The following is a 14164-nucleotide window of genomic DNA, read 5'->3' as shown; positions in this document are numbered from 1 at the left end:
CGTCGTCGTTGTCCAGCCGCTCTTGTATACATCATGCCCGCCCCGGCGAGCGGGGCGGGCACGGTGCCCACGGAGTGGTTGGCCGGGCGCGGCTCAGAGCGCGGTGAGGCGCAGGCGCATCCGGAAGGGTGCCGCGTGGAGCTGAGCGTTCGGCAGCACGCCCGGACCGCACGCCGCGCTGCCGACGCCGTGCTGCGCGACGTCGAGGTGCAGCCACAGCCGGCCGTCCGGCACGAGCTCGTGCGGGTGCGCCGCCCGGTCGAGCGCCTCGTCGGACCACGGGCGCAGGGACAGCTCGAAGCCGACCTGCGGACGACCCCCGACGCTCGTCCCGCCCGAGTCGACCCGCAGGCCCGAGCCGTCCGCGAAGGACAGGACGGCGCTGGTCACGCCCCGTCGTGCGCCGTTCTCCTGCGGGTGCGTGTACCGGGTCTGCCAGTCGGCGACCGTGTGCTGCCACGCCCCGCCGAGCGCCGCCTTCCTGGAGTCCGCGTACGACTCGTCCGGGCCGAGTCCGGTCCAGCGCACCCCGGCGTCGGCGGCCCGCGGCTCGTCGAGCGCGAGCAGCAGACCGAGGCGCGCGACGCTCTGCGGCCAGCGCCCCTCCGGGCGCACGTCCAGGAGCAGGTCGACGGCGTCCGGCGCGTCCGTGACCGGCTGCCACGTGGAGCGCGTGGCGAAGCCCGCGCGCGTCGCCGGGCCCGCGACGCGCGCGTCGATCTCCAGCGCGCCGTCCTCCCGCACCACGACCCCGGCCTTGCGCTCGGACAGCAGGTGCAGGCCGGCGCTGCGCCACACGTCGGCGTCGGACAGGCCGCGCCACATGCCGGCGCGGCGGTCGTTGTCGGTGGGTGCGCGCCAGGCGTCCACCCGGAAGGCGTGCACCTCGCGGCCCGCGAGCGACCGCAGGTCGCCGCGGCGGTCGAAGCGCGCCGGGCCCGCCGAGTACCCGCCGTCGGCCTCGACGGCCACCCGGCCGGACGGCGCGGGCAGCGGCGCCGGCTCCACGAGCAGGAGCTGCCCCGACCCGAGCACGAACCCGGGCTCCAGCCACGCCTCCTCCAGCGCGTCGGCCTTCTCCTGCACGGCCCGCAGCGTCCACCAGACGGGCGCGGCGCCGGGCTCCGGCAGGGTCAGGTCGGCCGGCGGGCGGACGACGGCCTCCGCCCCGGCGTCCAGCACCAGGTCGAGGGTGCCCGTGGCCAGCTCCTCGTCGCCGCGGTGCAGCGTCCAGCGCAGCTCCGCGTGGCTCGTGTCCCGGAACACGTACCGGTTGCGCACCAGCAGGGTGCCGTCCGGCTGCGGGTCGATCCGGACCGGCGAGAACACCGCCGCCGTCTCCAGCAGACCCGGGGAAGGGGTCCGGTCGGGCAGGAGCAGGCCGTCGGCGATGAACGTGCCGTCGTGGAACCGCTCGCCGAAGTCGCCGCCGTACGCCGAGAACAGGTTGCCGTCGGCGTCCGTGCGGGTCAGGCCGTGGTCGATCCACTCCCAGATGAACCCGCCCATCAGGCGGGGGTACCGGTCGAACAGCGCGTCGTAGTCGGACAGGCCGCCCGGGCCGTTGCCCATGGCGTGCGCGTACTCGCACTGCAGGAACGGCATGCCCCTGCGGCGGGCGTCGGCGTCGGCGCGCTCCAGCTCGGGCTCGATGCCCTGCCCGACGAGGTTCACGTACTCGGTCTCGGCGTACATCCGCGAGTAGACGTCCACGTGCTCGCTGGACCAGTCGCCCTCGTAGTGGATCGGGCGGCTCGGGTCGAGCGCGCGCACGGCGGCGGCCATGGCGGGCACGTTGATGCCGCTGCCCGCCTCGTTGCCGAGCGACCACAGGACGATGCTCGCGTGGTGGCCGTCGCGGCGCACCATCCGGGTGACACGGTCCACGAGCACCTCGGTCCAGTCCGGGGCGTCGACCGGGTTGCCCTCCCAGCCACGGTCGTCCGTGAAGCCGTGCGTCTCCAGGTCGTTCTCGTCGATGACGTAGAGGCCGTACCGGTCGCACAGGTCCAGGAAGTGCGGGTGGGGCGGGTAGTGGCTCGTGCGGACGGCGTTGATGTGGTGCCGCTTCATGAGCAGCACGTCCTCGAGCATCCGCTCGGGGGTCACCGAGCGACCGCGCAGCGGGTCGAACTCGTGCCGGTTCACGCCGCGCAACGTGACCGCCCGGCCGTTGACCAGGAACACGCCGTCCTCGATCGAGACGGTGCGGAAGCCGACGGCGAGCGTCACCGTCTCGGTCTCGGTCGTGACCACGACGTCGTAGAGCCGCGGGCGCTCGGCGCTCCAGGGCTCGACGGCCACCTGGACCTCCTCGCCCGACGCCGCCTCGACGCCGAGCTCCGGCACGGCGACCCGGGCGGCCACGGCGTCCCGGCCGTCGCCCGCGGTGCGGCCGTCCTGGGGGATGGCGTCCACGGTGAAGGCGTCCACGCGCAGCGTGCCCGTGCCGGTCGTGTGGTCGTAGGCGGCCTGCACGCGCACGTCGTCGAGCGCGCCGTCGGGACGGTGCTCCAGCGACACGCTGCGGAAGATGCCCGAGAGCCACCACTGGTCCTGGTCCTCGACGTACGACATCGCCGACCACCTGGTGACCCGCACCGCGAGCAGGTGGTCGGTGCCGGGCCGCAGCCGGCCGGTCAGGTCCACCTCGGTGGGCAGCCGGGAGCCGTGCGACGTCGCGAGCAGCTCGCCGTCGAGCGCCACCTGGAACCACGAGTCCACCCCCTCGAAGCGCAGCAGGGTGCGGCCGCCCTCGGGCCAGTCCGCCGGGAGCCGCAGCGTGGTGCGGTACTCGCCGGTCGGGTTGTCGTCGGGCACGTGGGGCGGCTCGATCGGGAACGGGAAGGTCACGTTGTTGTACTCGGGCACGCCGTACGGCCAGGCGTGCGGGGCCTGCGCGAGCTGCCAGTGGCCGGGCACGGCCAGACGGTCCCAGCCGTCCCCCGGGTCCGCGCGGTCCACGCCCGTGTCGGGGTGCGGGAACAGCCGGAACCGCCACTCCCCGTCGAGGGATACCGTCACGGCGCTCGACGCTCCGGCCGGCGGGCGGAACCGCGGCGCGACCACGCCGTCCGGCACGGCAACGGTCTCGTGGGTGATGGTCATGACTCCTCCAGGCGACGTCGGTCGGGGAAGCGCACGAGCGGGAGCGCCGGTCGAGACGCTACACCCGCGGGTGTTCAACGTTGCAGGCCGTGATCACCGGCCGTCGCCCGCTCGCGGGACACCGGCTCCGCAGGCGACCGAGGCCGTCCGGACCCACCATGAGCAGATGGCCGGCCTGCTGGACACCGTTCGCTCCCTGATCGCGCCGCTGACGCGCACACGGGCCTTCCGTGCCGTCGGCCCGGTGCTGCTGCCGCCCCTCGAACGGGCGGTCGCCTGGTGCTCCGGCGGGCGCCTGCAGGTCAGCGCGCTGCTCGTGCCCTCCCTCGTGCTGCACTCGACCGGGGCGCGGTCGGGCCGACAGCGGGACACGTACCTCATGTACACCCCCGACGGACCGGGGCGCGCGATCGTCGCGGGCTCGGCGTTCGCCCAGGATCGGCACCCCGCCTGGACCTACAACCTGCTGGCCCACCCGGACGCGAGCATCAGCGTGCACGGCCGTCGCATCCCGGTGCGGGCCACGCCCGTCGAGGACGGCGAGCGCGACGCCGTGTGGGCGCAGATCGAGCGGCAGTGGCCGGGGTACCGGCAGTACGAGCGGACGTCCGGGCGGGTGGTGCGCCTGTTCCGCCTGGAACGGCTGCCCCGGACGTAACCTCGGGGGTATGGCCTACGACCAGACCCTCGCCGACGAGGTGCGGCACGCCCTGGCCGGCGAGCCCGGGCTCTCCGAGAAGCGCATGTTCGGCGGGCTGTCGTTCCTGGTGGACGGCACCCTCGCCGTGGCGGTGCGCGGCGACGGGCTGCTGGTCCGGGTGGGCACGGACGCCGCCGAGGAGCTGGCCCGCACCACGGCCGCCCGCCGCGCCGTGATGGGCGCCCGGACGATGGCGGGCTGGCTGGACGTCCCGGCGGACGCGCTCGGCTCCGAGCCGGAGGTGACCGCGTGGGTGGGTCGCGGGGTGGCCTGGGCCCGGACGCTGCCGGCCACGTAGTGCTGCCGGCAGTGCCCGACGCCGGTCAGCTCCGCTGCCGCGCCAGCATCTCCCCGATCACGCGCGCCCCCTCGGGGAACGCCCCCGGGTTCGGGCCGGAGTAGTTGAGCCGCAGGAAGGCCCCCGTCGGCTCGGCCGGGAACCACTCGTCACCGGCCGCGACCACCACGCCCGCCGCCTCGCAGTCCCGGACCAGCCGGGCGAGGTCCGTCGTGTCGGGGAGCCGTACCCACAGATTGAGGCCGCCCTGCGGCACCGCCTCGACCTGCGCCTCCGGCACGTGCTCGCGCAGCGCCGCGAGCAGCAGGTCACGGCGTCCCGCGAGCTGCTGACGCAGACCACGCAGGTGGGTGCGCCAGGCAGGCTGGGTCACGACGTCGAGCGCCACGGCCTGGAGCATGCCGCTCACGTACATCGACTCGGCCTGCGCGCCGGCGAGGATGCGGTCGCGCGCGGGCCCGCGCGCGACGAGCCCGGCCACCCGCACCGCCGGCGACACGCTCTTGGCCAGCGAGCGCACATAGACCACGTGCCCGGCGTCGTCGCGGGCGGCGAGCGGCACCACGTCCTCGGTCAGGCCGAAGTCGTGCGCCCAGTCGTCCTCGATCACGTACGCGCCGTGCTGCCGGGCCAGGCGCAGCACCTCGTCGGACAGCGCCGCCGTCCAGCGCGCCCCGCTCGGGTTGGCGAAGTGCGGCTGCGCGTACAGGGCCCGTGCCCCGGTCTGCTCGAACGCACGCGCGAGTGCCTCCGCGTCGGGGCCGCCGGGGCCGCTGGGCACCGGCACCACCTGCACGCCCACCTGCTCGGCGGCCAGCAGGGCGCCCCAGTAGGTGGGCGACTCCACCAGCAGCGGGCGACCCTCGCCCACCAGGGCCCGGAACGTGATGCTCAGGCTGCTCTGGCTACCGGGAAAGACGACGACGTCGCTCGGCGCGGGCGGTGCGACGCCGACGGGTGCGGCACCACCCACCTCGGCCGCGAACCAGGCCTGGAGCGCGGGCTCGCCCGCCGCGGGCGACCGGGTCACCGCGGCGTCGGTGCGCGCCGCCCGGATGAAGGCGGCGCGGACCAGGCGCTCGGGCAGGAGCTCGCGGTCCGGATAGCCGGAGTGCAGCGCGACGACGTCGTTCGGCACGGTGTGCTGCGCGCGGGAGAGCTGCTGGGCGGGCTTCGGCCGGGGCCCGAGCGCCGCCGTCTGCCAGCCGAAGTCGTGAGGGCGGGCCACCCGCACGGCTCGCACGAACGCCCCGACGCCGGGCCGGGTCTCCACGACTCCCTGCGCCACGAGGGTGCGCAGCGCCTTCTGCACGGTGACCGGGCTCGCGCCGTACCGCGTCACCAGCTCCCGGCTGGAGGGCAGCCGCGCGCCAGGTGCGGCGTCCGCTATCCACTCGCGCAGCCCGGCGACGATGCGACCGCTGCTATCGTCATACATGACAGCCAACAGTAGCGCTACCCTCGCGGTGCGCAGGCCGCTATCGACCTCTCGTGCCGGGCTCTGGTGGGGGCTCCTCGGGGTCCTGGCGTTCTCGTTCACCCTCCCCTTCACGCGCGTGGTGGTCGGCGGCGGCGCCATGTCGCCGCTGTTCGTGTCCTGCGGGCGGGCCGTGGTCGCGGCGGTGCTGGCCTCGGCCGCCCTCGCGATCACCCGGCAGCGCCGGCCGCGTGGCACGCAGTGGGCCCGGCTCGCGGTCATCGCGGGCGGGGTGGTGGTCGGCTTCCCGGTGCTGACGTCGTTCGCGCTCACCACGGCACCGGCCGGCCATGCCGCGGTGGTGGTCGCGCTGCTGCCCGCGGTGACCGCGGTGCTGGTGGTGCTGCGCGGGCACGAGCGGCCCCGCACCTCGTTCTGGGTCATGGCGGCGCTGGGCGCGGTCGCGGCGATCACCTTCGCCTCGGTCCAGGGTGGCGGGCTCGGCGGGCTGCACGGGTCCGACCTGCTGCTCCTCGCCGCCGTCCTCGCGTGCGGGTTCGGCTACGCGGAGGGCGGGCTGCTCTCCCGTGAGCTCGGCTCCTGGCAGACGATCTCCTGGGCGCTCGTGCTCGCCGCCGTGCCGATGGCGCTGCTCACAGCGGTCTCGGTGGTGCGGCAGCCGCCGTCGGGCAGCCCGCTCGACTGGGCGCTGTTCGGCTACCTGGGCACCGTGAGCATGTTCCTGGGCTTCGTGGCCTGGTACCGCGGGCTCGCGATCGGGCCGATGGCGCAGGTCAGCCAGGTGCAGCTGGTCCAGCCCGTGCTGGGTATCGGCTGGGCGGCGCTGCTGCTGCACGAGCAGGTGGGCTGGCCCACGGTGCTCGGCGGGGCGGCGGTCATCGTCTGCGCGGGCGTCGCCGTGCGGTCCCGGCTGCGGCAGCCCGGCTGAGGCGCACCGCCGGGCGTCGGGCAGACTGGGGCGCACGTCCCGTCCCGCCTCCGGAAGGAACCCCGCATGCCCCCGATGTCCCGTCTGGGCCGCCTGTTCGCCGTCGTCGCCTGGATCGAGGCGTTCACCTGGGCCGGGCTGCTGGTCGGGATGTTCCTCAAGTACGTCACCGAGACCACCGAGGCGGGGGTGTGGCTGTTCGGGCGGCTGCACGGCGGGGCGTTCGTGCTGTTCGTCGTGGTCACGCTGGTCGTCGCCGTGCGGCTGCGCTGGGGCTGGTTCCGCACGCTGGTGGCGCTGGCGTCGTCGGTGCCCCCGCTGACCACGCTGCTCGCCGAGTGGTGGCTGAAGCGCACGGGGCACCTCGCCGAACCTGCGGACCGTGCGGCGGCCACGCAGGAGCCCGCAGAACCGCAGCTCACGCGCTAGCTCGACGCCGGCCCCAGGCCCCGGCCCCGCGAAAAAGACCCGGGGCCGGCTTGAACCTCACGCGACGTGAGGGGGCAGCCTGACGGCATGACCGACATCTACCCCGCTTTCGACGTCAGCCCCGTCCCCGTGCCCGGACCGGACGTCCGTGCTCCGGAGCTCTTCCGCGGCATCTACGGCATGCCGATGTTCGTGACCGTGCCCACCACCGACCTGGCCGCGTCCACGGACTTCTGGGTCCGCGGGCTCGGCTTCTTCGAGTTCTACTCGGCGCCGGGCCAGGTCGTGCACCTGCGCCGCTGGATGTTCCAGGACGTGCTGCTGGTGCCCGCGGACCCGGCGGCGGGTGCACCCGCTCCGGGCTCCGGGCCGGCCCTGAGCGTGAGCTTCTCGTGCGTGCTCGGCCAGGCCGGCGAGATCGCCACGGCCTGCGAGGAGCTCGTGCCCGGCTGCACCACCGGCCCCCGCACCATGCCGTGGGGCACCGTCGACGTGGACGTGGTCACCCCCGAGAACGTCCGCGTGACCATGACCGCGGCCCAGCCCTGGGACCCGGACAGCGCCGCGGCCCGGAACCTGCGCGACGTGGGCATCGACGCGCCCGCGGAGTGACACCGCGGGCCGCGGTCCCGGCTGCGAGACTGGGTCGGATGACCCACGTGCGCGCTGCCGGCGCGGTGCCGCCGGACGGCCTGACCGTCGGCGGCGCCGCGTCCGCCGTCGGCGTCACCGTCCGCACCCTGCACCACTGGGACGAGCTGGGCCTGGCCAGCCCGTCCCGCCGCACCACGGGCGGCCACCGCCTGTACGACGCCGCGGACGTGACCCGGCTGCACCGGATCCGGCTCTACCGCGAGCTCGGCGTACCGCTTTCCGACGTGGCGGCCCTGCTCGACGCGCCGGCCGAGCACGCGGAGGAGTCGCTGCTGCGGCAGCGCGACCAGGTACGGGACCGCATCCGCCACCTGGAGCGGTCCGCCGAGGCCCTGGACCGGCTCATCGAGGCCCGCCGGTCCGGCGTGCTGCTCACGCCCGAGGATCAGGCGAAGATCTTCGGCGCGGACTGGCAGCCCGCCTGGACCGCCGAGGCCCGCGAGCGCTGGGGCGACACCGCGCAGTGGGCGCAGTACGCCGAGCGCGCGGCCGACCGTGGCCCGGAGGACTACCGCCGGATCGTGGCCGACCTGGAGGTGCTGCACGCCGACCTCGGCGCCGCCGTCCGGGAGGGCGTGCCACCGGACAGCGCGCGGGCCCGCGCGCTCGCGGAGCGGCACCGGGCGTCGATCGGCGCCTACTTCGACTGCACCCACTCGATGCACGTCTGCCTCGGCCGCACGTACGTCACCGATCCCGGCTACCGCTCGTTCTACGACGGCATCGCACCGGGCCTGGCCGGGTGGCTCCGGGACGCGGTGGACGCCAACGCCCGGGCGCACGGCGTCGACCCGGAGACTGCTACGTGGACCTAGGGGTGGAGCCAGGGGTGGAGCTGGGACCGGCACCCGGACTGGCCTGTGGGCAAAAGCACGTGTCCCTCGCGGGGCGTGTGTCGTAGCATCGAACGGTCGGCCCCGTGGCGTCTCGCCCGGCCGGCTCCACCGGACACAGGAGCGAGAGATGCGGGAACTCACCGCGGGATGCGGGGCGGCCGTCCAGGCCTGCTCGGGCAGCACCCGTACCCGCGTCACGACTCTCTGAGCTTCCCTGCCGCGCACTCACCGACCGTTCAACGGTCGTGTGCGCCTGGGCGGGACGTCGGAGGGCGGGCGCGGCGTCGTCCCCTGCCCTGCCGCCCGCCGGCCCGGTGGCCTCCGTGTCGAGGTGACCGCGGCGTCGTCGTGCACGTCCGTGCCGACGGCTTGATGCCGGCGGCGGCTCCGAACGACCGGAAGCCGATACCTGATGAACCCCCTGACCGAGAAGCAGATCCGCGCGTCCTTCCTGAACGCGAGCAAGCGGGAGGCCGCACAGGCCACCCTGCCCGACCTCGACACCCTCGACTGGGAGCACCTGGACTACCTGGGCTGGCACGACCGCAAGGCGCCGCTGTCCTCGTACGTGGTGCTCGAGCTCGACGGCACCCCGACCGGGGTGCTGCTGCGCTCCACCGACGCCAAGACGGGTCGCGCCCGCGCCAAGGGCGTGTGCGCGTGGTGCGAGGACGTGGTCGTGACCGACGAGGTCTCGATGTACGTCGCCCGCCGCGGTGGCGCGTCCGGCCGCAACGGCAACACGATCGGCACGCTGATCTGCACCGAGTTCGTGTGCTCGCGCAACGTGCGGCGCACGCCCACGTTCACGGAGGCGGGCAACGACCCGGCCGTGCGTGAGCTGATCACCGACCGCCGCATCGCCGGTCTGCGCGAACGCGCCGCGCGGTTCGTGGCAGAGGTCGGCAGCACGCGCTGACCTTCGCGTCGGGCGCACAGGTCCCCGTGGCCTGTGCGTCCGACAGGCGCACGTGCGGCCGCAGAGCCGGGGCCGGGACGCACCACCGCCGGTTCATGCGGTGCGCAGCCGCGCGGCCGCGGCGATGGCTGCCTCGCACCACACGACGGCCGGACGGTCGACGGCGCCGTGCACCACGATCTGCCGGCAGAGCTCGCCCAGGCCCTCGGTCGCCGCCCGCTCGGCGTCGACACCGGGGAACATGCGGTGCACCGAGAAGACGACCGCGCGACGGTGCGCCGCCCACTCCGCGGGGTTCGAGGCGAGGCCGTAGGTCCTGCTCGTTGTCTGCGTCATGCCCTGCAGACGCGGCGGTCGCGCGGATGTCACAGCACTTCGGGGACCGAGTTTTCACGTCGCGGAAGTGTCCGTCTCCCGATGGGCCCCGCGGCCCTTCCGGATCCGGGGCGGCTGTGGTCGGATGCAGCCATGGCTCACCGGACAATTCAGGACGAGACGGTCGTGTTGGAGGAGCTGTCGGGACTCGTCTCCCTCACAGAGCTCACCAGCAGCCCGGACCAGGCGGGGGCCTACGCCGCCCTGCAGGCGCGGTGGGGACCCGTCGCCCCGGTCGAGATCGAGAGCGCCGGCGACCAGGTGGTACCGGGGTGGCTGGTCATGGGCCACCAGGAGAACTGCCACGTGATGCGCTCCGAGGCGCAGTTCGCCAAGGACCCGCGCACCTGGCGCTGGAACTCCGAGGACCTGCTGCCCGCGGGTACCGCCATCGCCACCTTCGCTCCCGCGCAACCGCGTCCGGCGTCGTTCCATCACGACGGCGAGGAGCGCCGCCGGCTGCGCACACCGCTGGACGACGCGCTGGAGGCGCTCGACGAACGCCGTGTGCGCGACCAGACCAAGGACATGTGCGAGCGGATCATCGACCGGATGGGCGAGTCCGGGACCGTGGACCTGGTGCGCACGTACTGCCAGCCCGCCGGGTTCCTCGCGATGACCACGCTGCTCGGTTTCGACCTGGAGACGGGCGGCCGACTCATGACCGACTCGGCGAAGGTCGTCGTCGGCGACGGGGAGGAGGTCGCCGCCGCGCAGGCACGGGTGGCCGGGACGATCCTCCAGCACATCCGCGAGCGCCGCGCCCACGGCGGCCGGGACCTGATCGCGCACCTCGCGGTGCACCGCAACTTCGCGGACGACGGGGAGATCGCGGCGAGCGCCGTGGTGCCGATGCACGCCGCGGCGATCTTCCTGACGGCGTGGATCACGCAGACGGTGCACCTGGTCCTGTCCGACCGCACGCTCGCCGCGCGCGTCGCGGGCGGACGGCTGACGCTGGACGGTGCCCTGGACGAGGTGCTGTGGCGGGAGTCGCCGATCGCGCAGTCTCCGGCGCTGCGGTTCGCACGGAACGACGTCGAGCTGGGTGGGCGCCTGATCAGGAAGGGCGACGCCCTGGTGCTGTCGATCGCCGCGGCGAACGCCGACCCCGCCGTGCACAGCGACGACCCGTGGGACCAGGTGGACAACCGGGCCCACCTGTCCTGGGGCACCGGGCTGCACCGGTGCCCGGCGCCGCGGCAGGCCCGGCTGATCGCGGGCGTCGCCGTGGACGAGCTCCTGCGGAACATGGACGTGACGCTGCACGTGCCCGACGAGGGCCTGCCGTGGGCGCCGTCGCCGTGGGTGCGGCACCCGGCGCGGATGCCGGTCACGTACCGGCGGGCCACGGCGTACGGCGACGTCGACGGGTGAGCGCCTGCCGGTGAGCCCGGCGTGGTGGCCGGACGGCGACACCCGTCAGCCCAGGACGGCCGGCAGCCGCACGGGGCCGTTGGCGACGAAGCCGGGGACCTGGCCGAGGTCGGCGTCCGGGTCGGCGAGCCGGAGGCCGGGGAACCGGTCGAACAGGGCGGGCAGGGCGATCTCGGCCTCCAGCCGGGCGAGCGGTTCCCCCGGGCAGTGGTGGGCGCCCGCGCCGAACGCGAGGTGGGTACGGTCCCGGCGCGCCGGGTCGAAGAGGGCGGGCTCGTCGTGCAGACCGGGGTCGCGGCCCGGGGCTCCGAACGCCGCGATGATGGGGTCGCCCTTGGTGATGGGGACGCCGCCGAGCTCCAGGTCCTCGACCGCGAACCGCAGCGGGATGTAGACGACCGGCGGGGCCACGCGCAGGGTCTCGTCGACCACGTCCGCCCACGCCACCTCGCCCGCGCGGGCCGCGGCCAGGACGTGGGGGTGGGTGAGCAGGAGCCGTACGGCCGAGGCCAGGAGGTTCACGGTGGTCTCGTGGCCGGCGATCAGCGCGAGCTGTGCCGTGCCGGCGGCCTCGGCAGCGGGGAGCTCGGCGGCGAGCACGCTGGTCAGGTCCTCGTCCGGCTGCTCGCGCTTGGCCTCGACGAGCTGGGTGATCAGCGCGCGCAGCGCCACCTGGGTCGAGAGCGCCTGCTCCGCCGTCGCGCTGGTGTCCATCAGGACGTCGGCGTACCGCCGCATGTCGCCGCGCTGGCCGTCGGGCACGCCGAGCAGGTCGCAGATCACCTCGATCGGGATGGGGTAGGCGAACTGCTCGCGCAGGTCGACGACGCCGTCGGCGCCCGCGGCGGCGAGCCGGTCGAGGGCGCCGGTGGTCGCCGCCTCGATCCTGGGTCGCATGGCACGGGTGCGCCGTGCGGTGAAGGCCCGCGCCGCGACCTTGCGCAGGCGCCGGTGCTCGGCCCCGTACGAGTTGAACATCGACCTGCTGGTGACCCAGGTGAACAGGGGCCACTCGCGCGTGATCTCGCCGTTGACGAGGGCGGTCCAGTGCTGGTGGGAGTCCTTGGAGATCCGCGGGTCGACCAGCATCGGGCGCAGCAGGGCCAGGTCGGTCACAGCCCAGGCGGCCACGCCGCCCGGCAGCCCCACCCGGGTGACGGGGCCCTTGGCACGCAGCCGCGCCACCTCCTCCAGCGGCGCCCTGCCGGCAGCGTCCAGCACCAGGGTTTCCACGAGCTCTCCTCACGACGAACGACCGGTCAGGCACAGTCTTTTCTGAGATGCCCGCTTTGTCCATGATGCCCGGTCGAATCGTCCGGCGAGATCAGGGCACGGCGATGGTCCCGATCAGCACGCCGTCCTGCTCCACCAGCTCGAAGCCGATGCGCTGCAGCGAACGGCGAGCCGTGACGTTGCCCGGCACCGACCGGGCAACCAGGCGCTCCGCGGCCATGGTCCGCGCCGCGGCGAGCGCCCAGTAGGCCACCTCGCCCGCGATGCCCTGCCCGCGAGAGGAGCGGCCCAGCCACAGACCCACCTCGCGCGCCCCGGGATCGCCGTCGACCAGGGCGAGCCGGGCGGCGCCCACGACCCTGCCGCCGGCCGTGACGGCCCACGTCACCTCGGGCACGGGGGCGTCCAGGCTCACCCGGCACCGCCGGTGGTACTCCCGGAAGGCGCCCTTGCGCGGCTCGGTCCAGGCGGTGCGGGCCTCGGTCGCCGACTCGCCCGCGGCGGGCGGCATCACCTCACCGGGCTGCGCCTCGGTCACGGCCACGGCGAGCAGGTCCTCGAGCACGTCCTCACCCACGGGGAGGAGGTCGACCATCATCTGCGACGTCACCTCGCGGATGATAGCCGCATGACGTGACATCCGTGGTTTGTGAAACTTTCAACCACCTGACCGGGAGTCAGGAGTCCCGGGCGTAGTCGACCTGGCCCAGGCCCAGCCAGGACGCGAGGCTCTCGATCTCGGCGTGCACGGCGTCCATGGCGGCCCCGTCGAACGGCAGGTCCTCGTGCACCGCGAACACGTCGAGCACTCCCCTCCTGCGGTCGGCCTTGGCGTCGAGCTTTCCGACGAACCGCTCCCCGTGCAGGATCGGCAGCGCGAAGTAGCCCCAGCGCCGCGCTGCCTTCGGCTTGTACATCTCCAGCGTGTACTCGAAGTCGAACAGGTCCAGGAGCCGGGTCCGGTCGGCGATCATCGCGTCGAACGGGGACAGCAGCGCGGTGCGCGGCTCGATCTCGTCGTCCGCGCGGTCCAGCAGCTCCGGGTCGACCCGCCACTGCCCGTCGACACCCTCCACCTCGACCACCTCGCCGGGCAGGTCCACCCACCAGGCACCGTCCCCCGAACGTCCCTGCACGCGCTTGCGCGCGATCCCCTCGGCCGCGAGCCGCCGCTCCACCCGCTCCGTGAGCGCCTGCTCGAACGGAACCGGATCGACCTGCGGGTACACGCGCTCGGCCAGGTCCCACAACCGCTGCCGGCCCTTGCGACCCACCATCGCGAGCTTGCCCTGCATGTTCAGCGCCTCGAGCATCTCGGCCACGCTGCGCCGGCTGCTCCAGCCCTCGGCGCCCCACGTGTACGGCACGCGTGCCGTGTCCGGCACGTCCTTGGCGAGCACCGGGCCCTCCGCCTCGACGAGCGCCAGCACCTCCCGCTCGAACCCGGCGTTGTCCGCGAGCCACTGCCGCATGGTCTCGTTCTGCGGCCACCGGGCCATCTGCTCCAGGTACAGCGGCAGGTCGCCCATGGACCGCACCGTGCCCCGGAGCTGGAACAGCATGCGGTCGGTGATCGCGTCGTCGACGGCGCCCACCCAGTACTCCCCGCCGAGCCGCGACCAGGCGACGAGGTCCACCGCCGGCGCCACGGCCGACGTCGGGTCCACGGCGAGAAAGGTGAGGTCCTCCACCAGGTGCACCAGGTCGACCGGACGGTGCGCGTCGAGCAGCTGGGCGCGCAGCACGATGCGGCGTGCCTGCTGGACGGTGAGCCGGTGCGTGGCCATGCGGTGAGGATACGGAAGCACACCGACACACCGCGCCGGGTGACCCGCTCAACCTTTCGCCGCCCCCCGACCGTGAAGGAGG

General features: G+C 74.3%; 14 protein-coding genes. 8 read left to right on the top strand and 6 right to left on the bottom strand.

Features of this window, described 5'->3' with window-relative positions; all coding sequences use genetic code 11:
* Window positions 1-93: 93 nt before the first annotated feature.
* Window positions 94-3108, bottom strand: a complete 3015-nt coding sequence (locus tag ACIG47_RS01510; RefSeq protein WP_397429321.1) for a glycoside hydrolase family 2 TIM barrel-domain containing protein — start codon at window positions 3106-3108, stop codon at window positions 94-96.
* A 166-nt stretch (window positions 3109-3274) separates the two neighbouring features.
* Between ACIG47_RS01510 and ACIG47_RS01505 the strand changes: the two genes are divergently transcribed.
* Window positions 3275-3766, top strand: a complete 492-nt coding sequence (locus ACIG47_RS01505) for a nitroreductase family deazaflavin-dependent oxidoreductase (protein WP_397429320.1) — start codon at window positions 3275-3277, stop codon at window positions 3764-3766.
* A gap of 10 nt (window positions 3767-3776) precedes the next feature.
* Window positions 3777-4106, top strand: a complete 330-nt coding sequence (locus ACIG47_RS01500) for a TfoX/Sxy family protein (protein ID WP_397429319.1) — start codon at window positions 3777-3779, stop codon at window positions 4104-4106.
* A gap of 25 nt (window positions 4107-4131) precedes the next feature.
* On the opposite strand, the gene ACIG47_RS01495 is transcribed toward ACIG47_RS01500, so the two are convergent.
* Window positions 4132-5544 carry a PLP-dependent aminotransferase family protein gene (locus ACIG47_RS01495; protein WP_397429318.1) on the bottom strand — a complete coding sequence of 471 codons (1413 nt, stop codon included), beginning with the start codon at window positions 5542-5544 and terminating at the stop codon, window positions 4132-4134.
* Between ACIG47_RS01495 and ACIG47_RS01490 the strand changes: the two genes are divergently transcribed.
* The 5 genes from ACIG47_RS01490 to ACIG47_RS01470 all read left to right on the top strand — a co-directional run bounded on the left by ACIG47_RS01490 (window position 5543) and on the right by ACIG47_RS01470 (window position 9310).
* The gene (locus tag ACIG47_RS01490) at window positions 5543-6472 is read left to right on the top strand and encodes a DMT family transporter (protein ID WP_397429317.1); all 930 of its coding nucleotides are present in this window, start codon (window positions 5543-5545) and stop codon (window positions 6470-6472) included. The genes ACIG47_RS01495 and ACIG47_RS01490 overlap by 2 nt on opposite strands.
* 66 nt (window positions 6473-6538) lie before the next feature.
* On the top strand, window positions 6539-6901 hold the full coding sequence (locus tag ACIG47_RS01485; RefSeq protein WP_397412378.1) for a DUF3817 domain-containing protein: 363 nt from the start codon (window positions 6539-6541) through the stop codon (window positions 6899-6901).
* Between the two features lie 87 nt (window positions 6902-6988).
* Window positions 6989-7513: a VOC family protein gene (locus ACIG47_RS01480; RefSeq protein ID WP_397429316.1), complete on the top strand. Its 525-nt coding sequence runs from the start codon at window positions 6989-6991 to the stop codon at window positions 7511-7513.
* A gap of 38 nt (window positions 7514-7551) precedes the next feature.
* Window positions 7552-8370, top strand: coding sequence for a MerR family transcriptional regulator (locus ACIG47_RS01475; protein ID WP_397429315.1), 819 nt, complete (start codon window positions 7552-7554; stop codon window positions 8368-8370).
* 433 nt (window positions 8371-8803) lie between these two features.
* The gene (locus ACIG47_RS01470) at window positions 8804-9310 is read left to right on the top strand and encodes an FBP domain-containing protein (RefSeq protein ID WP_397412372.1); all 507 of its coding nucleotides are present in this window, start codon (window positions 8804-8806) and stop codon (window positions 9308-9310) included.
* Between the two features lie 93 nt (window positions 9311-9403).
* On the opposite strand, the gene ACIG47_RS01465 is transcribed toward ACIG47_RS01470, so the two are convergent.
* Window positions 9404-9646, bottom strand: coding sequence for a hypothetical protein (locus tag ACIG47_RS01465; protein ID WP_397412370.1), 243 nt, complete (start codon window positions 9644-9646; stop codon window positions 9404-9406).
* 132 nt (window positions 9647-9778) lie between these two features.
* Between ACIG47_RS01465 and ACIG47_RS01460 the strand changes: the two genes are divergently transcribed.
* The gene (locus ACIG47_RS01460) at window positions 9779-11062 is read left to right on the top strand and encodes a cytochrome P450 (protein ID WP_397429314.1); all 1284 of its coding nucleotides are present in this window, start codon (window positions 9779-9781) and stop codon (window positions 11060-11062) included.
* Window positions 11063-11107: 45 nt separating this feature from the next.
* On the opposite strand, the gene ACIG47_RS01455 is transcribed toward ACIG47_RS01460, so the two are convergent.
* The 3 genes from ACIG47_RS01455 to ACIG47_RS01445 form a co-directional block, all read right to left on the bottom strand.
* A complete protein-coding gene (locus tag ACIG47_RS01455) occupies window positions 11108-12295 on the bottom strand; it encodes a cytochrome P450 (RefSeq protein WP_397429313.1) in 1188 nt (395 codons plus the stop codon).
* A gap of 91 nt (window positions 12296-12386) precedes the next feature.
* The gene (locus ACIG47_RS01450; protein ID WP_397429312.1) at window positions 12387-12905 is read right to left on the bottom strand and encodes a GNAT family N-acetyltransferase; all 519 of its coding nucleotides are present in this window, start codon (window positions 12903-12905) and stop codon (window positions 12387-12389) included.
* Between the two features lie 67 nt (window positions 12906-12972).
* The gene (locus ACIG47_RS01445; protein WP_397429311.1) at window positions 12973-14082 is read right to left on the bottom strand and encodes a DNA glycosylase AlkZ-like family protein; all 1110 of its coding nucleotides are present in this window, start codon (window positions 14080-14082) and stop codon (window positions 12973-12975) included.
* Window positions 14083-14164 lie beyond the last annotated feature (82 nt).

It is taken from the genome of Promicromonospora sp. NPDC052451 (genome assembly GCF_044547525.1).
Lineage (GTDB): Bacteria > Actinomycetota > Actinomycetes > Actinomycetales > Cellulomonadaceae > Promicromonospora.
The sequence above is the reverse complement of the archived record's forward strand: the minus strand, read 5'-3'. Positions and strand labels throughout refer to the sequence as shown.